This window comes from Ignavibacteriales bacterium (genome assembly GCA_016700155.1).
In the GTDB taxonomy this organism is placed as follows: Bacteria; Bacteroidota; Ignavibacteria; order Ignavibacteriales; family Ignavibacteriaceae.
This window is the reverse complement of record CP065001.1, coordinates 3,563,601-3,587,636: the sequence shown is the minus strand read 5'-3', so window position 1 is coordinate 3,587,636 and position 24,036 is coordinate 3,563,601. Positions and strand designations below refer to the sequence as shown.

The 24,036-nt window shown below is 36.0% G+C and carries 23 protein-coding genes and 1 pseudogene; 12 read left to right on the top strand and 12 right to left on the bottom strand.

Annotated features, from left to right (window positions below; all coding sequences use genetic code 11):
* The first annotated feature begins 26 nt into the window (after window positions 1-26).
* From IPM56_14965 to IPM56_14910, 12 genes are all read left to right on the top strand, one after another.
* The gene (locus IPM56_14965) at window positions 27-1,121 is read left to right on the top strand and encodes a glycosyltransferase (protein QQS35532.1); all 1,095 of its coding nucleotides are present in this window, start codon (window positions 27-29) and stop codon (window positions 1,119-1,121) included.
* A 32-nt stretch (window positions 1,122-1,153) separates the two neighbouring features.
* Complete coding sequence (locus tag IPM56_14960; protein ID QQS35531.1) at window positions 1,154-2,143, top strand: class I SAM-dependent methyltransferase; 990 nt, start codon at window positions 1,154-1,156, stop codon at window positions 2,141-2,143.
* Between the two features lie 60 nt (window positions 2,144-2,203).
* Window positions 2,204-3,298: a glycosyltransferase gene (locus IPM56_14955; protein QQS35530.1), complete on the top strand. Its 1,095-nt coding sequence runs from the start codon at window positions 2,204-2,206 to the stop codon at window positions 3,296-3,298.
* Between the two features lies 1 nt (window position 3,299).
* Window positions 3,300-5,156 (top strand): asparagine synthase (glutamine-hydrolyzing), encoded by a 1,857-nt coding sequence (asnB, locus tag IPM56_14950; GenBank protein QQS35529.1) that lies wholly within the window; start codon window positions 3,300-3,302, stop codon window positions 5,154-5,156.
* 15 nt (window positions 5,157-5,171) lie between these two features.
* Entirely contained in the window at window positions 5,172-6,122 is a 951-nt protein-coding gene (locus IPM56_14945; protein ID QQS38325.1) for a GDP-mannose 4,6-dehydratase, read from the top strand.
* 5 nt (window positions 6,123-6,127) lie between these two features.
* The gene (locus IPM56_14940) at window positions 6,128-7,390 is read left to right on the top strand and encodes a glycosyltransferase family 4 protein (GenBank protein QQS35528.1); all 1,263 of its coding nucleotides are present in this window, start codon (window positions 6,128-6,130) and stop codon (window positions 7,388-7,390) included.
* A gap of 1 nt (window position 7,391) precedes the next feature.
* A complete protein-coding gene (locus IPM56_14935; GenBank protein ID QQS35527.1) occupies window positions 7,392-8,288 on the top strand; it encodes an NAD(P)-dependent oxidoreductase in 897 nt (298 codons plus the stop codon).
* On the top strand, window positions 8,289-9,170 hold the full coding sequence (gene rfbD / locus IPM56_14930; protein ID QQS35526.1) for a dTDP-4-dehydrorhamnose reductase: 882 nt from the start codon (window positions 8,289-8,291) through the stop codon (window positions 9,168-9,170).
* Complete coding sequence (locus IPM56_14925; protein ID QQS35525.1) at window positions 9,163-10,284, top strand: glycosyltransferase family 4 protein; 1,122 nt, start codon at window positions 9,163-9,165, stop codon at window positions 10,282-10,284. The genes rfbD and IPM56_14925 overlap by 8 nt, the downstream gene beginning before the upstream one ends.
* A gap of 370 nt (window positions 10,285-10,654) precedes the next feature.
* Complete coding sequence (locus IPM56_14920; protein ID QQS35524.1) at window positions 10,655-11,194, top strand: SLBB domain-containing protein; 540 nt, start codon at window positions 10,655-10,657, stop codon at window positions 11,192-11,194.
* Window positions 11,195-11,213: 19 nt separating this feature from the next.
* A complete protein-coding gene (locus IPM56_14915; GenBank protein QQS35523.1) occupies window positions 11,214-13,430 on the top strand; it encodes a polysaccharide biosynthesis tyrosine autokinase in 2,217 nt (738 codons plus the stop codon).
* 192 nt (window positions 13,431-13,622) lie between these two features.
* Entirely contained in the window at window positions 13,623-15,059 is a 1,437-nt protein-coding gene (locus IPM56_14910; GenBank protein ID QQS35522.1) for an OmpA family protein, read from the top strand.
* On the opposite strand, the gene IPM56_14905 is transcribed toward IPM56_14910, so the two are convergent.
* The 12 genes and pseudogenes from IPM56_14905 to flgL form a co-directional block, all read right to left on the bottom strand.
* Window positions 15,046-16,593 carry a hypothetical protein gene (locus IPM56_14905; protein ID QQS35521.1) on the bottom strand — a complete coding sequence of 516 codons (1,548 nt, stop codon included), beginning with the start codon at window positions 16,591-16,593 and terminating at the stop codon, window positions 15,046-15,048. The genes IPM56_14910 and IPM56_14905 overlap by 14 nt on opposite strands.
* Window positions 16,586-17,239, bottom strand: coding sequence for a hypothetical protein (locus IPM56_14900; GenBank protein ID QQS35520.1), 654 nt, complete (start codon window positions 17,237-17,239; stop codon window positions 16,586-16,588). The genes IPM56_14905 and IPM56_14900 overlap by 8 nt, the downstream gene beginning before the upstream one ends.
* A gap of 53 nt (window positions 17,240-17,292) precedes the next feature.
* On the bottom strand, window positions 17,293-17,949 hold the full coding sequence (locus IPM56_14895) for a response regulator (GenBank protein ID QQS35519.1): 657 nt from the start codon (window positions 17,947-17,949) through the stop codon (window positions 17,293-17,295).
* Entirely contained in the window at window positions 17,949-18,344 is a 396-nt protein-coding gene (locus tag IPM56_14890; protein ID QQS35518.1) for a response regulator, read from the bottom strand. Before IPM56_14890 ends, IPM56_14895 begins: the two co-directional genes overlap by 1 nt.
* Window positions 18,341-19,117, bottom strand: a complete 777-nt coding sequence (locus IPM56_14885; protein QQS35517.1) for an OmpA family protein — start codon at window positions 19,115-19,117, stop codon at window positions 18,341-18,343. The genes IPM56_14890 and IPM56_14885 overlap by 4 nt, the downstream gene beginning before the upstream one ends.
* A gap of 2 nt (window positions 19,118-19,119) precedes the next feature.
* On the bottom strand, window positions 19,120-19,977 hold the full coding sequence (motA, locus tag IPM56_14880; protein QQS35516.1) for a flagellar motor stator protein MotA: 858 nt from the start codon (window positions 19,975-19,977) through the stop codon (window positions 19,120-19,122).
* Entirely contained in the window at window positions 19,968-20,687 is a 720-nt protein-coding gene (locus IPM56_14875) for a response regulator (GenBank protein ID QQS35515.1), read from the bottom strand. Before IPM56_14875 ends, motA begins: the two co-directional genes overlap by 10 nt.
* Window position 20,688: 1 nt before the next feature.
* Window positions 20,689-20,928, bottom strand: a complete 240-nt coding sequence (csrA, locus tag IPM56_14870) for a carbon storage regulator CsrA (GenBank protein ID QQS35514.1) — start codon at window positions 20,926-20,928, stop codon at window positions 20,689-20,691.
* 11 nt (window positions 20,929-20,939) lie between these two features.
* Window positions 20,940-21,323 (bottom strand): flagellar assembly protein FliW, encoded by a 384-nt coding sequence (fliW, locus tag IPM56_14865; protein ID QQS35513.1) that lies wholly within the window; start codon window positions 21,321-21,323, stop codon window positions 20,940-20,942.
* Window positions 21,324-21,329: 6 nt separating this feature from the next.
* A pseudogene (locus tag IPM56_14860) lies at window positions 21,330-21,920 on the bottom strand (OmpA family protein).
* An 89-nt stretch (window positions 21,921-22,009) separates the two neighbouring features.
* On the bottom strand, window positions 22,010-22,780 hold the full coding sequence (locus IPM56_14855; protein QQS35512.1) for a MotA/TolQ/ExbB proton channel family protein: 771 nt from the start codon (window positions 22,778-22,780) through the stop codon (window positions 22,010-22,012).
* Window positions 22,777-24,033, bottom strand: coding sequence for a flagellar hook-associated protein FlgL (gene flgL / locus IPM56_14850; protein QQS35511.1), 1,257 nt, complete (start codon window positions 24,031-24,033; stop codon window positions 22,777-22,779). Before flgL ends, IPM56_14855 begins: the two co-directional genes overlap by 4 nt.
* Window positions 24,034-24,036 lie beyond the last annotated feature (3 nt).

The following is a 24,036-nucleotide window of genomic DNA, read 5'->3' as shown; positions in this document are numbered from 1 at the left end:
TCAAATTCTTTTCTTAAATCAACCTGATGCAAAATAAAATAAAAGTATTAATGTTTATTGATGCGTTAGTTGCAGGGGGTAAAGAGCGCCGGATGATTGAATTGCTGAAAGGTTTTGAAGCAAATGAGAATATTGAATGTGAAGTTGCAGTCATGCATAAAAAAATTCATTATGAAGAGATTCATTCACTTAATGTTAAGATTCATTTTCTTTTAAGAAAAATTAAAAAGGATCCGTTAATATTTTTCAGATTAGCATTCCTGTGTATAAAAATTAAACCGGATATAATTCATGTCTGGGATCCGATGACAGGATTTTATGCAAGTCCTGTAGCTTTCTTGTTAAGAATAAAATTAATCAATGCAATGATCACTCATGCTTCACCTGCTGAATATTCCGGCATGAAGAAACGTACAAAAGTATTTCATTTCTTTAGCGATGTTATGCTTGCAAATTCTTACGCGGGGTTGAAAGTTCATAATATTACTTCAGCAAAAGGAAGAGTAATTCACAACGGTTTTAATTTTAATCGGACTGCAAAATTGGAGAGTATTGAAAAAATAAAAACTCAGTTCGGATTGAATGATAAAAAAGTTGTAGGAATGGTAGCGGCATTTTCAGCGTTCAAAGATTATAAAACATTTATAAAAGCCGCTAATATTGTTCTTGAAAAAAGAAATGATGTGCTATTCGTTTGTGTGGGTGACGGTCCAAAATTAAACGAGTGTAAATCTATTGTTCAAAAAAATAATTCTGACAGAATTATTTTTACCGGTAAACAAAAGAACGTTGAAAACATAGTTAATGTTTTTGATATAGGCGTTCTATCAACTTTTAATGAAGGCATATCAAACTCCATAATGGAATATATGGCTTTGTCTAAACCTGTCGTTGTAACAGAAGGAGGAGGTTCTTCGGAAATTGTTGCACATAATATAACAGGTTATCTGGTCAAACAAGGTGATGAAGCTGAAATGGCAGAAAAAATTTTGTTTCTTTTAGACAATCCGGAAGCAGCAAAAGAGATGGGAATTAAAGGTAGAACAAAATTAGAGAAAGAATTTAATCTTAGCAGGATGGTTAATGAAACATTCTCTGTTTATACAGAAGTACTATCATAAAATTATTCTAAACATGAATTATTGTCGCGATTATGAATCAGGAACACCTCAAATTTTTACGATGTCCTAAAACAAATAAAAAACTTATAATTGAAGAACCCCAAATTGAAAATGATAGAATCAAAAGCGGAATACTTGTTGAGCCGATAAGCGGCAACAGGTATCCTGTTGTAAATTTCATACCGAGATTTGTTCCATCCGATAATTATGCAAATAATTTTGGGTTTGAATGGAATCTTCATTCAGATACTCAGTATGATTCATATTCTTTACTCGGAGTATCTAAAAAAAGATTTGAAGAGGAAACCAAGTGGCCTAAAGATTTAAAAGGAGAAGTTATACTTGAAGTTGGCAGCGGTTCGGGAAGGTTTACTACTATTGCCGCCGAATCCAGTGCTCTGATAATTTCAATTGACTACTCAAATGCGGTTGAAGCAAACTATAAATCAAACGGTTCAAAGGACAATGTCTTTATCATCCAGGCAAGCGTTTATGAAATGCCATTCGAAAAAAAATCTTTTGACCGGGCATTCTGTTTTGGCGTACTTCAACATACCCCGAATCCTAAAAATTCTTTTTTTGAAATTCTGAAATTTGTTAAACCCGGCGGAGCTATTGCTTCAGACATCTATTTGTGGAGTTTCACAAGACGGTATTTAAATATCGGTTTTTATATCAGACCACTCGTAAGAAACGCAAATCCTGAAAAGTTATATGCTGTTTCTAAAAAGTATATCGATATAATGTGGCCTCTTGCAAGAGTGTTAAGAAAGATTCCCGTCATCGGCTGGAGATTAAACTGGAAGCTGATGATTGCAGATCATTCAACAATGCTTCCTGATGCGGATGATAAAACTCTGAAAGAATGGGCGTATCTTGATACGTTTGATTTTCTTTCACCGCGTTATGATTTACCTGAGACAGTAAAAGGTTTTAGAAAATGGCATGAAGAAGCCGGACTTAAAAATATTGAAGTTCACAAAGGTTATAATGGAGTTGAGGGAAGAGGTGTAGTTCCATAATTATAACTTTGAACTCATCTGCTTGAAAAATGAAACTGTAAAATATCGGGGAAATTCATAATGAAAATTTTAATGTTCATCGACGGTTTAGCAATGGGCGGTAAAGAACGCAGAATGGTTGAACTGGTGAAAGCTTCGGGAAGATCTGATGAAGTCGAATATGCAATTGCTTTAATGAATAAAGAAATCTATTACAAAGAAATTCTTGATCTGAATATTCCAGTATTTTTTCTGATTCGAAAAATCAGAAAGGACCCGGGTATTTTTCTCAAATTACTTTTAGTCTGCAGAAGGTATAAACCTGATATAATCCATGTCTGGGATTCGATGACAGCAATGTATGCTGCCCCGATAGCAAAAACACTCGGTATTAAATTAATTAATGGAATGATAACGGAAGCTCCGGTGAATTTGGATGATGTAACATTAAAAAGAACTGAGTTTTCCTCTCGCTTCTCAGATATAATGTTAGCGAATTCAGAGGCAGGATTAAGATCATATCACATCTCTGAAAAAAAAGGAAGATTTATTCATAATGGATTCTCCAGCGACAGGATGAATAATATTACAGATCCTGCTGCTTTGAGAAAAAAGTATGATCTTAAGGAAGAATTAGTAGTAGGAATTGTTGGTGCATTACAGGAAAGAAAGGATCATAAAGTATTCATCAAATCTGCAATCAATATTATTGATAAAAGAAAAGACGTTGTATTCATTATTGTTGGTGACGGACCATTGAGAACTGAACTTGAAAATTTTGTCCCCTCAGAATTGAAATCAAAAATAAAATTTCTCGGAGTTCAGACTAATTCAGAATCATTAATAAATATTTTTGACATCGGAGTGCTTACAACAAATCAAAAAATTCATGGCGAGGGAATTTCAAATTCTATACTTGAGTATATGGCTTTAGGAAAACCCGTTATAGCAACTAATGGCGGCGGTACACCGGAAATTGTTGAGGATGGAGTTACAGGTTTTCTTGTTGATGAAGATTCTTCAGAGCAATTGACGGAAAAGATTCAATATCTTTTGAATCAACCGGAACTAAGAAAAAGTATGGGTGAAGCCGGCAGGAAAAAAGTAAAGAACGAATTCAGCATTGAACAAATGGTTAACAAAACAATAGAACTCTATAAAGAAGTGCTAAACTGATATGTGCGGAATAACAGGTTATATCCATTTCGATAAGAACAGAACAGTATCATCTGAAAAAATTAAAAGGATGTCAGATGTCATTGCTCATCGCGGACCAGATGGTGAAGGATTTTACTGTAAAAATAATTTAGCTCTCGGTCACCGACGGCTTTCAATCATCGACTTAAAAACAGGTGACCAGCCAATATTTAATGATGACAAAACCATAGCCATTATCTTCAACGGGGAGATATACAATTACATTGAATTGAGAGAAGAATTAAAAACTCACGGAAAAGTTTTTCATACTGATTCCGACACTGAAGTAATAATTAAAGCGTATGAAAAATGGGGACTGGAATTCCAGTCAAAGCTAAACGGTATGTGGGCATTTGCTTTATGGGATGAGAAAAAGCAAACACTATTACTTTCACGTGATCGTATGGGCGAAAAGCCTATGTTCTATTCTGTTTACGATAATACACTTGTATTTGGTTCGGAAATAAAATGTTTGTTTAGTTATGGAATCCCAGTTGAAAAACGTTTTGATCTGATAGAAATGTACCTGAATCTTTCATACATACCCGCGCCGGATACTTTTTATAAAAATATTTTTAAGCTGCATCCTGCAAACTATCTTGTAGTTAAGGATGGAAAAGTTGAAGAACACTCATACTGGGAACTTCCCGATATAAATGAAAAAGACATGCTGACAGACAGGGAAGTGATTCATAAAAACTTTGAAGAACTTTTTGATGACTCAGTAAGAATCCGAATGCGAAGCGATGTTCCGTTCGGTGCTTTTTTAAGCGGCGGACTTGATTCAGCAAGTATTGTTTCTTCAATGGCTAAGATCAGCAGCTATCCTGTTCAGACATTTACGATTGGATTTGATGATAAACATTTTGATGAACGCGGACTTGCAAAAGAAGTAGCTGAAAAATTTAAAACAGATCACAACGAATATCTTGTTTCGCCAGATTCCTTTGACGAAGCGTTGCAAAAAGTAATTGATCATTACGACGAACCTTTTGGTGATCCTTCTGCAATACCCACCGGGTATGTATCACGGGCAGCAAGACAAAAAGTAAAAATGGTTTTAACCGGCGACGGCGGCGATGAAGTCCTTTCAGGTTATACCGCTTACCAGGGGACAAAATTTTCTGATAAATATAAATCATATCCGTCATTTGTAAGAACCGGATTGCCTTCATTCATTAAGGTTATTTCTAAACCTGTTTCTGGTAACATGCGATATAAAGCGAACAGAGTTGTCAATGTTCTTGAATCATCCAATATGGATTTTCTCGAAAGGACAATTTACAAATCATTACCCTCAGGATTGGATTTAAAGAATCTGCTGGAACCGCTTTCAACAACTCAGAAGAGTATTACAGATTTTTATAAAGAGTTTCTTTCAAAGTGCAGGTTCAAAGATGATTTTTACAAACTGATGTTTCTCCAGTTAAAATCATCATTGCCTGATGATATGCTTACAAAAGTTGATAGAATGAGCATGGCATATTCACTTGAAACGAGAGTCCCGTTTCTTGATTATCGTATTGTTGAGCTTTTATATCGGGTTCATAAAGATATTAAGATGGAAGGTTATGAAAGAAAAAGTGTTTTAAGAAATACTGTTGCGAAAAGACTTCCTCAAAGCCTGCTGAACGCACCCAAAAAAGGTTTCAGTGTGCCGCTGCGTCAGTGGTTTAAAGGCAGCGGGTTTGATTCATACCTGGCATCGCTTTCACAAAACAGCAAAGATGTATTCCATAATTCATATCTGAACAGCATTCTTGAAAAAAATAAAAATGCTGAAGGTGATTATGGAAATTTTATCTGGTCATTATTTGTGCTTAAAAAATTCCTCTAATAGTATGGAGATTTTATTTTGAACTTTCTTGTAACCGGCGGTGCTGGATTTATTGGTTCACATCTTATAAATAAATTAATAAGTGAACAGGGAAATTTTATTTTCTGCCTTGATAACTTCGATGAGTTTTACAACCCGGAAATTAAAAGAAAAAATATCAGTTCTTTTTTGAATAAAAATAATTTCCGTCTTGTTGAAGGCGATATACGCGACAGAACTACGGTCGAAAGTATTTTTAAGAAGAATAAAATTGATGTGGTAGTTCACCTTGCTGCAAGAGCCGGAGTTCGTCCTTCATTAAAACTTCCTGCACTTTATTTTGATGTTAATGTAAATGGAACAATAAATATTCTTGAGGTAATGAGAGAACACAATTGCACTAAAATGGTTTTTGCATCATCATCTTCAGTTTATGGCAACAACACAAAAATTCCTTTTTCAGAAGATGATAATGTTGACTATCCTATTTCACCTTATGCAGCATCTAAAAAAGCAGGCGAACTTGTTTGTCATACATTTAATCATCTTTACGGATTTGATATTACCTGCCTGAGATTTTTTACGGTGTATGGTCCGGGTCAGCGTCCTGAAATGGCTATTCATCAGTTTGCTAAAAATATTATGGATGGAAAGCCGATTAATGTTTTTGGTGACGGCTCGACAAAAAGAGATTATACTTTTATAGATGACATTATCCAGGGAGTTATAGCTTCAATAAATAATCTTGGCGGTTATCACATTTACAATCTTGGTGAATCAAAAACAATTGAGCTTATTGAATTAATAAAACTTATTGAAAAGTATATTGGTAAAAAGGCAATCTTAAATTATCTGCCTGAACAGCCGGGTGATGTTAAACTCACTTTCTCCGATGTTACAAAAGCAAGGAAGGAACTTGGTTATAATCCAGTTACATCAATGGACGAAGGAATTAAAAAATTTGTAGATTGGCTGCGTAAAAATTAATTGATATGAAAATAGTTATAGTTAATTACAGGTATTTCATTTCAGGCGGACCTGAACGGTACATGTTCAATCTAAAAGAACTGCTGGAACAGCACGGGCATCACATCATTCCTTTTTCTATCAGGTATGCGAAAAATCAAAAATCAGAATACGAAAAGTATTTTGTTCAGCCTCTTTCAGATGAAAATGAAGTTTATTTCAGAGATCAATCATGGACAGTAAAAAGTTTTTATAAGACTATCGAACGTGCTTTCTATTCACCTGAGGTTTATAAAAATTTTGTTCATTTGATAAATGATACAAAACCTGATTTTGCAATTGTGCTTCATTACGGAAGAAAATTATCTCCTGCTGTTATCAGTGCTTTGCACGATACGAAAATCCCCTTTGTAGTTCGCCTTTCAGATTTTGGAATGGTGTGTGCTAACTCACACATGCTTCGTAATGAAGAGGTTTGTGAAATATGCGTGAAAGGAAACCGGTTTAACAGCGTCAAATATAAATGTGTGCAGGATTCACTAGGGGCTTCTCTTGTAGATTATGCTGCTTCAAGTTTTCAATCAATTGCCGGATTTAATTCCAAGATAAAATATTTCGTTGTTCCAAGTAAATTTACAAGAAGTAAGATGATCGAAGCCGGATATGAAGAACACAGATTTATTCACGTTCCGACTTTTGTAAAAACCAATGGTTCTGTCTCAACCAAAAAAAAAAATCAGGTTTTATTTGTTGGAAGAATAGAAAAAACAAAAGGTGTACATGTACTGCTTGAAGCTGTTAGGATTCTTCAGAAAGAAAATAACATGAGCTTTGATTGTATTCTAGCCGGATTTGGTTCTGAAGAATATGTCAACGAACAAAAAAAGTTTATTGAAGAAAATGATTTGAAGAATATTCAATTAACAGGTTACATCGAAAAAGAAAAAATCGATGAACTGATCAGTGAATCACTATTTACAGTTTCACCTTCAATCTGGTATGATAACATGCCAAACTCAGTTTTGGAAAGTCTAGCGCTTGGAACTCCAGTTATTGCTTCAGATCATGGTTCGTTTACGGAATTAATTGATCATGAAAAAACCGGGTTATTATTCAAACCGGGAAACTCAAAAGATCTTGCAGAAAAAATGAAAAAATTATTGGATGATACTTCACTTTGCTTATCTTACGGAAAAAATGCTTATGAGCGTGCAAGCGATTATCATTCAGGTGAACGGCACTACCAGAGTTTGATGAAAATTTATAACAGACTAACCGGAAAAAATTAAAATGAAAAAAATATACATCGCTGGATGCGGCGGTATGCTTGGAGAAGCTTTTTATAAACAATTCAAGTCAGACTTTGAACTGAGGTGTACTGATATTGATGTAAACGAAGAATGGCTTTCGTACCTTGATTTCAGGGACTTGAACGCATATAAAGAGGATGTTAAAAAATTTAATCCGGATTATCTTTTTCATCTTGGTGCATTCACTGATCTCGAATATTGTGAACTTCATCCAGATGAAACTTATGTCACCAACACACTTTCGGTAGAGAATGCGGTTTATATTTCCAATGAAATTAACATTCCGCTTTTGTATATAAGTACTGCAGGTATATTCGACGGCAACAAAGAATTGTACGACGACTGGGATTTACCAAATCCTCTTGGACATTATGCGCGCTCAAAATATGCCGGTGAGTTGTATGTAAAAGAAAATTCATCAAGACATTTAATTTGCCGCGCAGGTTGGATGATGGGTTCGGGTCCTAAAAAAGATAAGAAGTTCATTCAGAAACTTATGAAGCAAATTAAAGATGGAAAAAAAGAATTGAAAATTGTTAATGATAAGTTAGGTACACCGACTTATACACATGATTTTGCAAAGAATGTTAAACTTCTTCTTGAAAAAGAATACTGGGGATTATACAATATGGTGTGCGGCGGTGAAACAGGAAGATTAGAAGTTGCACAAAAATTAATTTCACTGCTCAAACTTGATAATGAAATTAAAATCACTCCTGTTGATTCAGAATATTTTAAGAAAGAATATTTTGCTGAAAGACCTCCCTGCGAAAGACTGATCAACAAAAAACTCTCCTTGAGAGGTGTGAATATTATGCGTCAATGGGAATCAGCGTTGGAAGAATATTTGAAAGACTATTACAAAGGCTATTTGTAAATGAAAATACTTGTGACAGGTGCGGCAGGTATGCTTGCTGCGGAGGTTGTTCCGGAATTAATATCAAAAGGTCATACCGTAATTGAAACTGATATTAATCTTAGATTACCTTCGATAGAAAAACTTGATTTTACAGACATTAAATCAGTTGAAGAAATTATTATAAAAAATAAACCTGATTTTATTTTTCATCTTGCAGCATTAACTGATGTTGATCTGTGTGAAAAGGATCCTGACCTTGCATATAGAGTTAATTTTATTGGTACAGAAAACATTGCCCTGATGTGTTATAAGTATGAAATACCGTTATTATACATCAGTACGGGTGGGGTATTCAATGGACAAAAGCCTTCACCATACACAGAGTTTGATATTCCCGATCCGGTAAATAAATACGCTGATTCAAAACTAAGGGGCGAGACCATTATTCAAAACCTGTTAACAAAATATTTTATTCTTCGTGCAGGCTGGATGATAGGCGGGGGAGACATCGATAAAAAATTTGTCTTTAAAATTGTTCAGCAGCTTAAAGAAGGAAAAACTGAGCTGAACGTTGTTAATGATAAATTCGGCAGCCCATGTTTTACTTTTGATTTTGCTAAACAAATTCTGCCGATAGTTGAAACAGGCAGGTATGGAATTTATCATATCGCAAATGGTGGTATGGTTTCAAGATTTGAGATCGCATCAAGGATTGTTGAGTTAATGAAACTTTCAGATAAAGTAAAAATCAACGCCATTAACTCAGCACAATTTCCATTACCGGCTCCAAGGGCAAGATCAGAGGCAATTGAAAATTATAAATTAAAGCTACTTGAAATTAATTTAATGCCTCATTGGCAGAAATCTCTTGAAAGGTATTTGGCAGAAAATTATGAATGAACATCCGGTATACAGAGTAGCCGTTTTTGGCATTCGATCAATTCCTCCGCGTCCCGGTTCAGCAGGTGCGGATACTAGCGCTACCGAGTATTATACACGATTCGTTGAACGCGGACACAAAGTTACATGTTATAACCGTGTTTATAAAAGTGACACTGAGTTGTTGTCTGAGTACAAAGGTATCAAACTCGTAAATATGAAAACAATAAATGTTGCAGGGTTTGATTCTCTATATCATTCATTCAAAGCAACATTTCATATAATATTTAAAAACACTGCGGACATTGTTGAAATTGGCAACGGCGGCAACAGTATTTGGGCGTTGTTCCTGAGAATGTTCGGGAAAAAAGTTTTTGTATTCCAGGATGGTGTTGACTGGATGAGAGAAAAATGGCCCTGGTATGGAAAACTCTTTCTGTACTTTTCTGCATACCTGACCGCTAAACTTCCTAACAGAGTTATTTTTGATAATGTTTATGCAAAAGAATTATTTGAAAAAAAATTTAATAAGAAATTTGACTTAAACACTTATGGAAGTGAGATAAGAGACTTTGTTGAGAGTGATGAGATCTGTCACAAACTCGGTTTGACTCCTGGTGAATATTTTCTTTTTGTCGGAAGATTTATTCCCGACAAAGGTCTTCACTATTTGATACCTGCTTTTGAAAAACTTAAGACAGATAAAAAATTAGTTCTTGTAGGCGGTTCGCCTAATCCTTCTGAATATGAAATTATGATTAAGAGTACGAAGGACCCAAGAATAATTTTTCCCGGGTATATTTATGGTAATGATACGATGAATCTTATGAAACACTCATATTTATATATTCAGCCTTCTGATATCGAAGGATTATCACCCGTAATTCTCCAGGTGATGGGAATCGGTGCTCCTTTACTCTGCAGTGATATTAAAGAAAATATTTTTGTAGTTGGTGATACAGCACTAACTTTTAAACAGTCCGACACAGATTCTCTTTATGAAAAACTTATCTACTCACTTGAACATCCGGCTGAATTAAAGAAGCTTGCTCAGCTGGCTAATGTAAGAGTTCATCAAAACTTTTCATGGGATACTGTGATTAACGAACACTTAAAGCTTATAGCAAATACTTAATCGTTGTAAAGTTTCAAGGAATTTATTGGGCAATTATTCACCTCTCCTGTCGAGTACATTGTTGTATTTTGATCCATAAGCTGATTCCATTCTCAATATGTATGGATGGTTTTGGGACTCTCCCGCCAAATACTCGTTAAATAAATTATTTTAATGGCATATTCTTTGGACATTTTGCTTTTTCTGAGGATTAGAAATGAATATAGGTCATGTAATATTCCCCATAATTTATTTGAACAATTACATAACTCAAGTGTCTAAATCCCTGGAACTAAACTTCTGCTATGCAGGTAAAATTTCATCGACTTTATCAATTACAAAACATATATTGGATTAAATCATCACAAAATTTTTCTCAAGGATATTCGGAATGCTTAACAGACCAATTCTTCTAATTGTAATGATGTTCCTTATTTCAGTAACAATCTCGGCCCAGGAAGATAAAAGCAGGAAAGACGTGCAGATTGGACTGGGAACTTCTGATGTTGCTCGCCAATATCCCGGCAGCTATTACGATTTTTCTGATGCGGAAACAGTAAATATTAAAGTAGCTATTTGGGGAAATGTCAGAAATGCCGGACGGTATGTAATACCTGTTTATACAACAATGATTGATCTTATATCACTGGCAGGGGGACCTAATGAAATGGCAGACATGGATGATTTACGGTTATACAGATCACCTCAAAGTGGAGAACCGCAGCTTATTAAATTCCGTTATGATGATTTACTCGATGCGGATTACCTTATTAAAAACAGAAACGTACCAAAACTCGAACCTGGCGATGTACTTCTTGTACCAGGCGGACCCAAAATGTATTTCAGAGATTGGTTTTCTCTTACGCTTTCAATAGTGTCTATGATATTATCTGTAGTTGTATTAGTTGTAGGATTGAACAGAACAAACTGATTGAACAGGAATAAAAGGAATGGAACAATTTAAATTTAAAACTCAGGCTAAACCTGAAAGCAACAAGATAAAAGAATTATTAAATCTTGCACGGATTAACAAAGTCCCGATAATAATTATAAGTCTCACCATCTTTGCGGCTTCAATAATCTATGCACTTGTTGCCCAAAATATCTACAATGCAAAAACAGCATTAAGAGTTTCAAAACCTCAGACGAATATTGTTCAGGGTCCTCTTGTTCAGGATTTATCTGAATATACAGGCAACCTTGTTGCAAACCAGATTGAAACACTGAAGAGCGGAACAATACGTGAAAAAGTTATTGATGAGTTAATTGATACCTTCAAGGTGACTGAGAACAAGAGCAAGTTCTATCTTATTCTGAATAAAGATTCATTTGGTAAGTTGGAATACACTCTTAAGCCCTATTCACTCATCATGGAAACACTCGGGCAAAAAGTGTATATAAGCCAAAAGAGAAATCTTGATGTAATTGAAATTGATGTTGAATCACCGTCACCGTTTGAGGCGGCTTTAATCGCTAATATTTATGCTAAAGTTTATCAGGAATTTAATCTTTCAGAAAACCGACAGAACTTTACAAGTGTTCGTGTGATACTTGAAAAACAGCTTGCCGAAAAACAAGGTGAACTTCAGAACGCGGAAGACAATAAAAAGAATTATCAGTATGCCGGCGGGACTCTTGATCTTGACGCTCAGACAAGTGCGTTACTTTCTCAGCTTCAGGATCTTGAATCAGAGAAAAACACTGTGTATATAAATATGCTTCAGGTGAAAGAAACCTGGATTCAATATAAAAATGAACTTTCAAGAAAAGATCCTTCACTCTCGTCGTACCTTGAAAATAAAGCATCCGAACCGTACCTGCTTCAGATGCAGGAACAAATTGCAAAGCTTGAAGCACAGCGTGACTATGCACTTTTAAATAACCGGGACCTAAATAACAATTCCCCTGCGATTAAGGATTACAATACTAAAATCGGTGAGTTGAAGAACAGGCTGAGCAAAAGTATTGAAGAATATCAAAAGGTAATAAGCGCTGCGAGCCCTGAAGAAATAAAAGCACTAACGCAGCGGATATTCGAAGAAGAAGTAAGATATAAATCACTTCTTGCTTCATACAACCAGTTGAATGAAGTTATCAAACAGAATGAAGCGAAGATTGATAAACTGCCTTCAAAAACAGTTGACCTTGCAAGACTTGAAAGAGAACGCGCCTCCGTTGAACAGTTGTATACAGCTTTACAACAGAAATACCAGGAAGCATTAATTAATGAACAATCAACAGCCGGAAATGTTTTCATTGTCGCTGTAGCTGAACCACCCCTGCTTCCATCAAAGCCGAATAGAAAAATGATTATGATGCTGGGATTATTTTTAGGACTTGGTTTAGGATTCGGATTTGTTTACGTCAGGAATATGTTTGACCGTACTGTTAAAACCCCTGAAGATATTGAACACAGGGATGTTAGGATACTCGGCTGGATACCCAAAGTAAAATTTGATGATAAAAACGGACACAAGGAATCAGAATTAATCGCAATAAAGCAGGCAAACTCTATTCCCGGAGAAGCATTCAGAACTTTACGGTCAAGACTTCAATTGCTCGATCTTAAAAAGGATGTTAAAACAATTCTTATAACTTCTTCAGCCCCTAAAGAAGGTAAAACTTTATTATCAAGTAACATTGCAGCAAGCTTTGCGTTGACTAATAAGAAAACAATTATAATAGATTGTGACTTACGTATACCAAGGTTGCATGCAGTGTTTAATGAAAAACGGACACCGGGATTGACAGATTATTTTACCCGAAAATCTTCGATCGAAGAAATAGTTAAAAAATCAGAAAATCCATACCTCGATTTCATTACCGGTGGTACATTGCCTCCTGATCCTGCTGAGATAATTGGATCGCCTCAAATGAAAATATTTTTGCAAAAATTAAGAACTGAATATGATATGGTGATAGTTGACTCCCCGCCAATTCTCGCAGTTGCTGATGCAGAAATTCTTTCACGGCTTGTTGATTTCAGCATTCTTGTAGTTACCGCAGAAACAACTGAGATCGAATCTATGCAGCGTTCAGTTGAATTGTTAAAAAATCCTCAGGGTACTTTTATTGGGGTAATATTGAATAACTTCGATCATAAGAGAAGTGATAAGCCTTATTATAAATATTCCCATTATTATTATGGTGAGTCTAAAGCAAATTAACGACATCAGTAACTTATTGAAAGGTGATACTTCCAAGTATCACCTTTTTCATTTTAAATGAAATGTAAGTAGTGAAATGTACTTCACTTGATGTGATATTCAATTATTATTTATTTTTTCGGTAAATTGTCCGCAAGTAATCAGGGGTTTTGGCTTTTGAAATTTTTTAGCCGGTAATTATCAGGGATTTAAATGCGAAAATATTTTTCTGTAGGAATAATAGTTTTAATATCTGTTTTGTGTATAGAACGGTTGTCTGCACAATCATCTCCATATATTGGAACACTGAATCTTTCGCTTAACGGCGGCGCTACAATTGGTATCTCAGATTATAAAGAAATAAAAATGGGAGGTACTTTATCCGGAGCGATTGAGTACTTTTTCGATACAAGATCAGTACACATTATTAGTGCTAAGCTTTATGCAGGCGGACAAAATGTTTATGGTAAAGACTACCGAGGAGTACTGTACGATGAAAAGTTAGCAGATTATTTCCCCATACCCGAGGTCATTAAGTCCGACATGTACCTGGCAGGTTTAGGATTTACATATGGAGTATCATTAAATGATATTGTGCTGCCATACATAGGTGGAGGAATATCATTTTTAAAATTCAGTCCTAAAGATGGAGGCGGAACAGTAACACAATCTAATGTTCTTGGAATGTATGATAAAACCACTTTGTCCTGGGATATTGAAGCAGGGATTCGGTTTCCTTTAAATGAAAAACTCGGACTGCAATTTAGCGGAGCCATCCATTTTCTCGGGACAGACTACATAGATGATATTGCAGTCGGCAGTCATAATGATTTATACTCATCATTTACAATTGGATTATCATATTCATTTTTAGGTCACAGAGATTCAGATGGTGACGGGCTTTTTGATTCTGATGACAGCTGTCCGGATCAGCCTGAAGACTTTGATGGATTCCAGGATTATGACGGATGTCCTGAATCTGATAATGATCTCGACGGCATACCTGATGAATTAGATCAGTGTCCTAATGAAGCTGAAGACATTGATGGTTTTAAAGACGAAGACGGTTGCGTGGATAATGACAATGATAATGACGGCATAATGGACAGGCTCGACAGTTGTCCTGATGAACCTGAAGACTTTGACGGGTTCCAGGATGATGATGGTTGTGCCGATCCTGATAATGATAGCGATGGTATCCTTGATATAAATGATAAATGCAAGGATGAAGCTGAGACTTTTAACGGATTCCAGGATGAAGACGGATGCCCGGATATAGCCCCTCTCAACGAAGATTCATTTTCACCAAAAGAAATTTTACTCGATGGTGAATCAACATTTGAAGTAAATTCAGCAGACATTAAATCATCTGCATTTACTGAACTTGATAGGATCGTTAACTTACTCAGGGCTTATCCATCTGCTAAGTGGCGCATTGAAGGACATATGGACAACCAGAATTCGTCTGATTACAGCAGGGTACTTTCACTTAAACGAGCTGAATCAATTCTGAATTATTTTATTCTAAAAGGACTGCCTTCTTACCAGTTTGAAGTGATTGGAATGGGGGATAAGTTCCCGATTGCTAATAATAACACTGAGTTCGGCAGAGCAAAGAACAGAAGAATAGAGATAGTTAAAACGAACTGACGGAAGGAAAGCTCAAAGTTACCTGTGTACCGGAATTCTTTTCACTTGTGATTGAGAAATTGCCGTTCATTAGTTTTGTAAGTTTATAAGCTACAGTAAGTCCAAGACCAGCACCTTGTCTGTTGCGTGTATAACCATTTTCTTCCTGGGCAAATGGCTGCAAAAGATCTTCAAGTTTATTCTCAGCTATTCCAATACCAGTATCTGATACTGATATACAAACATTATTTTCTTTCCGGAATGATCTTATCTCAATTTTACCTTGTTCGGTAAACTTAATAGAATTTTCAATTAGCACAGCGATCACTTTTTCTAATTTGATCCAGTCTGTTTCAATCAGCAATTCCTGCTCATCTTCTTTAAGAGTGAATTCAATGTTATTCCTATCAGGTGAGTCTTTTAATTTATTATAAACTGATCTGAGCACCTGGTTGCAGTTCAGTTTAACTAGATCGAGTTTAAATTCAGATGATTCTATCTGAGCAAGTTCAACTACATTGGAGAAAACATTTAATACTCGTTTTAAAACTTCCTTCACAGAAAAAACTATTTCCTTTACGGAATCAAAATTTCCCTCGCTTAAATAGTCTTCAATAATTTCCGAGTAGCCGGCAATAGCCGTATAAGGTGTTCTTATTTCATGTGAAAGATTGTTTAAAAGTGAATCTCTTAACTGATCAAGACAGTTTTCCTTATCCAGAACAATTTTTATTTGCTTCTGAACGGTTTCATCGGGTTCATTAATGTTTTCTTTTTGTAAAAACTTTTCACTGCTGTCTGGTAACGTGCCTTTAGTTTTAACATCTTCTGCAGTTAAAATGTAAGTTATGTTATTATCCGTATCATCTTTTAAGATATGTAAGTCAAGCTCCACTTCCTTCATCTCAACAGACTCAAGTAAAAATGAAGTTCTGTACTTCCACTCTTTTTTCTGATTAACCGCTGAGAGTAATTTGCCAAACTCCCTGTCAGAAAGATGCGAATAAAGCACAGACGGAATTGTATTACTGAATATAGTTTCTATATCCCTGTTCAGAAGTAATTCGAATGATCTGGTTGCGTAAGTTATTTTACCGGTGTTATCTGCAATTATCATAGCAACTTTGGAAAACTCAAGCGCTTTGCTGAGTGAGGTTACTCTTTCTTCAAGATTTTTATTCCTGTCATTCTTTTTAAAATTGAGGATGAAATATTGTGTGTCATTCAGAAATATTCGTTCAACATCCACGGAGAAGTATTTAAATCCCGACTCTGAAGTAAAAAGATGATCATATTTAATATTACTAAGGTTACTTTTTGCAAATATGGAAAGAGATGTAACAAGGTCAGGTTCAAAACTAAGCTGAGAAAGATTGTTGCCATTCTGCAGATTGAATGTCTTCCAGAAGGTTTTATTTGCAAATGATATCTGTCCGTGCAAATCAGAAATCACAAACGGATTTGTATCCGGCAATTCCTCAAAAGAATATAACTCAGACAAAACAGTATAATTATTTTTTAAAGCCAACTCATCAATATTTACATACTTAAGCATTTATCGTTTTCATTTTCTCAATTATAATTAGCGAATCTTTCCCGTTATTTTTTTTCTGTACATCGGACACTTTTTTGCCGGTGAGTTTTTCTATAAAAATAAAAAGCAGTTTGTTGATGTATTGAAATTCTGATTGAAGCCTGTTTGCAAGATCATCTGCAAGATAACTCATAGTTGCGACGTCAATACCATTTAATTCTTCCGTAAGGTTCATCATATCATATCTGTCAAAAAGAATATTCAGTGCGCTAAGGTTTAGTAGAATACTATTCTCATCATAGGAAAATTCTTCAAGTATTGAAGTAATGACTATCTGCGTTTTTTCTTTTGATGAACCTGTCCTGTTCCTGGATATTTCATAAGTGACAAATGATAATCTGCTGATTACAGAAATATCAATTACAACTCTAAACTCAATATTATGAACAGCAAAAGTCAATAAAAGTTTTTCATTGACTGTTTGACTCAATTCCTTCAACTGCCATTCTATCCTTGAAAGGAACTGAATTGCCGGTGAAAAGTTTACGGAATCATTCATGCTGATAAAGGACGATCTGCTGCCTTTAATATATTTCATCAACCCCGGAGCTTTCGAAGAATTTTTAAATCCTGAACCGGGCGTAATATTTAGAATTTTAGCCAACATACCCATTCCTTCGATTAATTATCGAAAAATTCCTCAATTAATTGAGAGGCGGATTAATCCAGCTTAATCATTTTATTGTCGGAAGCGTAATCAATAATGGTGGGATTTTGAAGATGTGTAAGATCATTAACAAGTGATTTAATTCGTTCGATAGATTTATTTATTACCGTGAAATCCTCATTCAGTGAAGTTTTATTTTCCGATTTAAGTTCGTCCTCAAGACCTTTCAGCGTCATAATAAGGCTGCTTAACGGATTATTTATTTTATGCCCGATTGTACAAGCCATTTCAACAATTGCTTTGTTATGCTCAATGTTCTTAAGCTCGTTTTGAAGATTATGTATTCTTACGCCTGAACGAATCCTTGCAAGAAGTTCCTGGTTTTCAATTGGCTTAACAAGAAAATCATCCGCTCCAACATCAAGCCCGGTTATCCGGTCCTTTAATGAAGTACGTGCTGTCAGAATTATATAATAAATGAGTTTAAAGGAATCATTCTGTTTTAAGATATTACATAATTCAAGTCCATCCATCACCGGCATGGTCCAGTCCGCTAGTATAACTTTTGGGACAAACTCTTTAAGCACTTCAAGAGCTTCCTCACCGTTATTAGCGGTAACTACATGATAATCGTTTTTGCTGAGGAGTTTATCCAGGATGAACCGTGTATCTTTTTCATCCTCAACAATAAGTACTTTATCTTTTTCCATTAAGCTAAAATAAAACTATTAATCTTTTTCAGGAATACGTTAAAATCAATAATAGGTTTGGTGATAAAATCATCCGCACGGCTGTCATCAAGAAGGTTTGCATCTTTGTAAGTATCGGAATATGCAGAGACCAGGATAATAGGAATATTACTGAACCGTATGTCCTCCTTGATCGTCCGGGATAATTTTATCCCGTCGATTTTTATATCGTCAAGATAGGTATTCTTCAAATTTATATCCATTATTACCAGGCTGATTTTATTTTCTGAAATTGTTTTCAGAACTTCATTTCCATCTTCCAGTACAATCGTTTCATATCCCGCCCGATTGAAGATTATCTTGTAAAAATCTTTTGAGAACGGGTCATCTTCAACTACAACAATTTTGTCTCTCATTTCTTCTCTGTAAATTTTAATATAATACTAATCCTTCTGTTAATTGCGCTGTACGGATCATTGGCATCACGTAAACGTTTATCGGCAAATCCTCTTACTTCATCAATCTGCGCTTCTATAACACCGCCAAGTGTTAATGCTCTTCTTGCAGAGTTAGCGCGTTCCGTACTCAGTTCAAAATTTGTATATCCTGTTCCGTCCCCGCTGTAGGGTCTTGAATCAGTATGCCCTTCAACGATTATCTTATTTTGTCTTTTTGCTATTTGTGTACCAATTTTTTGAATCAGCTTAAATGCCTCAGGTTTAAGATGCGCGGTACCAATTTCAAAAAAGATGTCATCGGTTGATTCGATCATCTCGATACGTAATCCTTCTTCAATTACTTCAATCTGAATCTGGTCAAGCATGTCTTTAAACTCTTCGTTATCTGATAACTCTTCAAGTATGGCTTCACCCATTTTAGCAAGTTCTTTTTTCTCATTCTCACGCATCAGTGCTTCGTTCTGCATATCGAGATCAATTACATTATTTTGTTTTCCATCGAGCAGGTTCATACTGCCGCCAGATTGAAAACCGACCGGGTCTTTGAAGTATCCGGCAACTGCTTCTTTGACTTCTTCACTTTGACTAAGAACCCAGAGTACTATGAACAATGCCATCATAGCGGTAACGAAGTCGGCATACGCAACTTTCCAGGCGCCGCCATGGTGTCCTCCATGCGATTTCTTTTTCTTTTTGTGTATGATGGGGGGTGAATCGTTTCCGCCGGACATTTTTATTCTTTCTTTCCGCGAATATAACGTTCAAGTTCGGTGAATGTTGGTCTGTAATCAGAAAAAATAGTCCTGCGTGCAATTTCAGTTGCAATGATTGGCGGATTACCTTTTGCATAAGCGACTATGCATGCTTTAATTGTTTCGAGGTAACGGATTTCTTCTTCGAGTCCATGTTCAATATTTGCTGCTAGCGGATTAATAAAACCATAAGCCATTAACACGCCGAGGAATGTTCCCACTAAAGCAGCGGCTACGTGATGACCGACTGCCTCCGCACCTTCATTGATGGATGCCATAGTAACAATAATTCCCAATACCGCGGCTACAATTCCAAGACCGGGTAATGAATCTCCAACCCGACCTATAGTTGCTGAAATAGGTTTTTGCTCAAGCTCGTATGTTTCGATTTCTGTGTCAATCAATCCCTCAAGTTCATGGGGCGGAACACCGCCTGTCAGCATCACTTTCATTGTGTCGCAGAAAAAATTCCTGGTAAACTCATTCGAAATAAATTTCTTATTCATTGAGAGTATTTCACTCTGCTCGGGTGTTTCTATGTGCTTTTCTATTGCAAGCAAGCCATCACGCTGCGCAACAAGGAACAGATCATTAAATGATTTTAAAAGTTCCATATAGTCCTGCTTACTGTAGTGGGATGGTTTCATAGTCTTAGGCACAGCAGCCATTATCTTTTTTATTAGAGACAGGGGCGCAGAGATCAGCATACTGCCGATTGCGGCACCGCCGATGATAAGAAATTCAGCCCATTGCAAAAGCAACACTAAGTTTCCGCCGGCTATTAAAAAACCGACTACAATTGAAACGACAACTACAGCAAAGCCAATTATTACAAACATATAAATGAAGATTCTATTTCAGTAGCGATTAATAATATTTTATCACATTTAGTTTTAATTAAGTCCCAGTCTACGTTACCTGATCTAAGCAAAGTTTCTATATCCGTACTTACCTTAGTAAGTTCGGGGTAACCAATAGCGCCGCCCGTTCCTTTGATTTCATGAATTATTGCTCTCAACAAAACATTATTTTTACTTTGTAAAGCATGATTTATCCCGTCACGCTTTATTTGAAAGCTGTTTATGAAAAATTCTCTAAGTTTCTGGATAATCTCTTTGTTATCCTGTTCAGAAATAATATTTCCTTTTTTGTGAGATGCCAGGAAATCCTCACCGAGTATTTCACCGACATTTTTGAGTATCACATCTTTCTGTAAAGGCTTTGATATTACCCTGTCCGCGCCGGCTTCAATCGACGCAATAACATTACGTTTGTTTGTGTTGCCGCTTATTACCAGTACAGGAATTGTTTTAAGATCATCAAGCACTTTGATTACCTGCAGCATTTTTACACCGTCGAAATTCGGCATCATAAGGTCAAGGAAAATTAAGCTTGGTTTATGCTCAATCGATTTTTGAATTCCTTCAAGACCGTCATGGCATGTTATCACATCAATATTATAATCTCTGAAAAAAGTTTTGAGTGACTGTCTTATAATATCAGAATCGTCAACAACAAGTATCGTTATATTCCTGTTCGGCTTTTCCAATTTACGACCCCATTTTGTTTACTTTTAATTTTGAGACATCAGCCAGTTTCTGTTTACTTTGCTGAGAAGCTTTGATAGCATTTTCTTTTACTTTTTCATAAAGCTCGCCCCTTAGAATTTCTATTTCTGCAGGCGCTTCAATACCAAGCCTGACCTGATTATCATTAACTGAAAGAATCTTAACTCTTATGTTGGAGTTAATAATTATTTCATCGTCTGGTTTTCTTGTTAATATCAGCATAACGCTCTTTTCTAATTTTCAATAAAAAGGTTATAGTCAACCGGGAAATTTTCTTCATCAATTATTAACTGATACCCGGTTTTTGAATTCTGATCAATGTAGACCGGAGCTTTAAGGTTAACAGTAACTTTTAACGGATCCTGGTTTAATGTTACTATCCCGAAAGCTTCGTGATTTTCCTTTTCAGGAAAAGTAGGATTTATTACTCTTACTCCTACAAGCGGGAATGAGATTTCAGGTTCTTCAACAGAATTTAACCAGTAAAAAAGATCTTCATTTGTTTTTATGAGAAGATAATTTTTCAGGTATTCAAAGCCGAATAAACCGGAAGAGAATTTAACGATATTCTCTTTTTCGAAAGTTATTTCACCGAATTGATGTGTGTTGATTTTCATACTTACTTATTTTTTTATGATTACTATATCTACTCGTCTGTTTTGTGCCCGGCCTGATTCCGAGCTGTTATCTGCCATCGGTTTATATTCTGAATAACCGACAACCGAAACTTTTTCAGGAGAAAGTCCTTCACTATGTATCAGATAATATGCCGTGCTTAAAGCTCGCGCAACTGACAGATGCCAGTTGGAAGGGAACTGAACCGAATTAATCGGAACATTATCCGTGTGTCCTTCAACTCTTAAATCGTTGGGCAGTTCACGGATTATTCCGGCAATCCTGCTCAGTAAAACATCCGAACCTGAATTGAGATCGGCTTTGCCGGATGCAAACAATATATCTTCAAGAATATGAAGTGTTATACCTCTTTCATTTTCTTCAAGACGTATTGAACTTTCATATCCGTTTTCTTTAATCAGTTTGTCAAGACCCGATTTAAGATTTTCAATCGGTGATACATCAATTATATTCTGGTTCTGGGTTAGCCCGATGATCTTTCCTTCACTTCCAAAAAAATTACCCATTGCGGAAATCATCTTGCTGAACTTTTGAACATCAACATTTGAAATTGAATACAAAATAATAAAAAGTCCTAATAACAAAGTTATAAGATCAGCGTACGTTATCAGGTACCGGTCTTTTTCAGCGTCTTCAGTATATGGAGTATCTTCGAGCTCGAGCAGCCTTACATGCTTAGTTGATCTTTTTGGGGCAGCAGGCTTACCATTCTTGCCTTCAGTATTGAAGGGATCTCGCCATTCTGTAATGCTAATGCCCCCTCCAAGGATATCTCCATCATATGTTTTTCTTCTAAATGACATTTCTTTAATCTATCTCCGATAGGGAGCCATATTATATTTGCGCTAAGTACACCCCATAGTGTAGCAATAAATGCGGATGCAATATTCTTAATAAGTATTGTTGGTTCACTGCCTGCGTTGGCAAGGGTCATTATCAACGCCATAACTGTTCCAAGTATTCCCATTGTCGGGGCATAACCGCCCATCTTTGTAAAAATAAAAATATTGGAATAGTGTCTTTCCTGTGTCGCTTTCATTTCAAGTAATGCAAGGTTCTGCAGTGATTCTGAATCAGTTCCGTCAACAGCATACTTCAAAAGTTTTTTCGGGAATTCATACTCAAGTGTTTCGATATCACGTTCAATGGAAAGCAATCCTTCTCTCCGGCTCTTTACTGAAAAATCCACAAAGCTGTAAATCATCTGTCTAAGATTATACTCAACGGGGAAGTACGCTCTTTTAATCAGGCTGAAAATATTTTTGAACCTCTCCATCCCGAATCCAATTATAGTTGCCGAAAAAGTTCCGCCGAATACAACAAGCAGCGGGGCAAAGAGAAAAAGCGCTGATAAGGAACCTCCTTCAATAAGAAATGCACCGAATATCGATGCAATCCCCAAAAATAAGCCGTTTAATGTGCCGAGTTTATTAATCATAAGTAATCAAGAAGCGACTTCGGTAGCACAGTCGCAGAGAGTTTATATGATACCTGAAGAAGATAATCCTGTGTTTGCAAATCCATTATTGCTTTGGCAACATCAACGTCCTGTTCTTTAGATTTCAATCCTTCCAGAATAAGTTTCTGGCTGCCTAATAATTCTTCGGCAGAATATAGCTGGTTGGTGACATTTCCCAGTTCAGACATTTTATTAAGTAAATGCCTGTTGAATGATTTTACTCTTTCTTCTTCAACAGAAGTAGGAACAACACCGTTTCTCAGATTATCGCGGATCATTATAAGAGTATTAAAAATATCTACATCCTGGTTTGCACTCATACTTATTGAAGCCGCTGCATTCGTTTCCTTAAGTGATAGCGGATCAAAGTTAAAATTAATATTTCTTCCCGGGACGGTTATATTAAAAGAGGATGGTTCGTCTCCGTCAATACTTTCAATTCTTCCTGTAGAAGAATTGAATACAATTTGTTTTGGTGCAGGAGCTGTTGTATAAACTGATGTGCCGCCACTATCTGTTATATCATAAGAAAGATCATACGTGTTTGCGGCGGTTTTTGTGTAGTTAAGGGTAAGTGTATACTGTTGTCCCTGTGCATCATAAACTGAAAGCTGATTAGTTGTAACTGAACCAACAGCAGCATTTACATCAAGATTACCTGCTTGTTTAACAATCGTTCCGAATAATTCTGTACCCGTAATATTTATTTTCTGAAAGATATTGTGTCCAACTTTCACATTCTGTTTACCTGAAATATCTCCTGGTTTGATTTCGATAGCTGTTCCGTCGGCAGTAAAACCAAAAGGAGTAGTTGAATAGTCGGTACCACCAAATACATACTTGCCGTCATAATTTGAATTAGCGGCATCAAGAATTGCCTTTATTGCCAGGTCTATCTGGTCTGCAAACAGGTCAAGATTTTCCTGGTTTGTAGTATTACCAATTTCTGTAAGGGTCGACATTATTTTCGTGATCTCATCCTGTATGTTCTCCATACCGAATGTTGTTTCCTGTATAAACGACAGGCTGTTAGAAATATTTTTTGCGAAAAGATCCGATTGTCCGATCTGTGTGTTTAATCTTAAAATTTTAGTTGCAGCCGCCGGCGAGTCTGAAGGTCTATTAATTTTTTTCATTGTCGACAGTTGTGACTGGATCTCTTCAAGACGTGATTTATTCCTGTTAAGGTTTCTCAGGTAATTATTAGAGATCATTAAATCAGATATTCTCATAGC

Excerpts from the sequence above, each read along its gene's own strand:
- IPM56_14935 (QQS35527.1), top strand. The coding sequence starts at position 7,392 with ATGAAAAAAATATACATCGCTGGATGCGGCGGTATGCTTGGAGAAGCT.
- csrA (QQS35514.1), bottom strand. The coding sequence starts at position 20,928 with ATGCTGATATTAACAAGAAAACCAGACGATGAAATAATTATTAACTCC.
- fliW (QQS35513.1), bottom strand. The coding sequence starts at position 21,323 with ATGAAAATCAACACACATCAATTCGGTGAAATAACTTTCGAAAAAGAG.
- IPM56_14920 (QQS35524.1), top strand. The coding sequence starts at position 10,655 with ATGCTTAACAGACCAATTCTTCTAATTGTAATGATGTTCCTTATTTCA.
- IPM56_14855 (QQS35512.1), bottom strand. The coding sequence starts at position 22,780 with ATGATTAATAAACTCGGCACATTAAACGGCTTATTTTTGGGGATTGCA.
- IPM56_14925 (QQS35525.1), top strand. The coding sequence starts at position 9,163 with ATGAATGAACATCCGGTATACAGAGTAGCCGTTTTTGGCATTCGATCA.
- IPM56_14895 (QQS35519.1), bottom strand. The coding sequence starts at position 17,949 with ATGGAAAAAGATAAAGTACTTATTGTTGAGGATGAAAAAGATACACGG.
- rfbD (QQS35526.1), top strand. The coding sequence starts at position 8,289 with ATGAAAATACTTGTGACAGGTGCGGCAGGTATGCTTGCTGCGGAGGTT.
- IPM56_14960 (QQS35531.1), top strand. The coding sequence starts at position 1,154 with ATGAATCAGGAACACCTCAAATTTTTACGATGTCCTAAAACAAATAAA.
- IPM56_14905 (QQS35521.1), bottom strand. The coding sequence starts at position 16,593 with ATGCTTAAGTATGTAAATATTGATGAGTTGGCTTTAAAAAATAATTAT.
- motA (QQS35516.1), bottom strand. The coding sequence starts at position 19,977 with ATGTTTGTAATAATTGGCTTTGCTGTAGTTGTCGTTTCAATTGTAGTC.
- asnB (QQS35529.1), top strand. The coding sequence starts at position 3,300 with ATGTGCGGAATAACAGGTTATATCCATTTCGATAAGAACAGAACAGTA.
- flgL (QQS35511.1), bottom strand. The coding sequence starts at position 24,033 with ATGAGAATATCTGATTTAATGATCTCTAATAATTACCTGAGAAACCTT.
- IPM56_14900 (QQS35520.1), bottom strand. The coding sequence starts at position 17,239 with ATGTTGGCTAAAATTCTAAATATTACGCCCGGTTCAGGATTTAAAAAT.
- IPM56_14915 (QQS35523.1), top strand. The coding sequence starts at position 11,214 with ATGGAACAATTTAAATTTAAAACTCAGGCTAAACCTGAAAGCAACAAG.
- IPM56_14955 (QQS35530.1), top strand. The coding sequence starts at position 2,204 with ATGAAAATTTTAATGTTCATCGACGGTTTAGCAATGGGCGGTAAAGAA.
- IPM56_14890 (QQS35518.1), bottom strand. The coding sequence starts at position 18,344 with ATGAGAGACAAAATTGTTGTAGTTGAAGATGACCCGTTCTCAAAAGAT.
- IPM56_14965 (QQS35532.1), top strand. The coding sequence starts at position 27 with ATGCAAAATAAAATAAAAGTATTAATGTTTATTGATGCGTTAGTTGCA.
- IPM56_14940 (QQS35528.1), top strand. The coding sequence starts at position 6,128 with ATGAAAATAGTTATAGTTAATTACAGGTATTTCATTTCAGGCGGACCT.
- IPM56_14910 (QQS35522.1), top strand. The coding sequence starts at position 13,623 with ATGCGAAAATATTTTTCTGTAGGAATAATAGTTTTAATATCTGTTTTG.
- IPM56_14885 (QQS35517.1), bottom strand. The coding sequence starts at position 19,117 with ATGTCCGGCGGAAACGATTCACCCCCCATCATACACAAAAAGAAAAAG.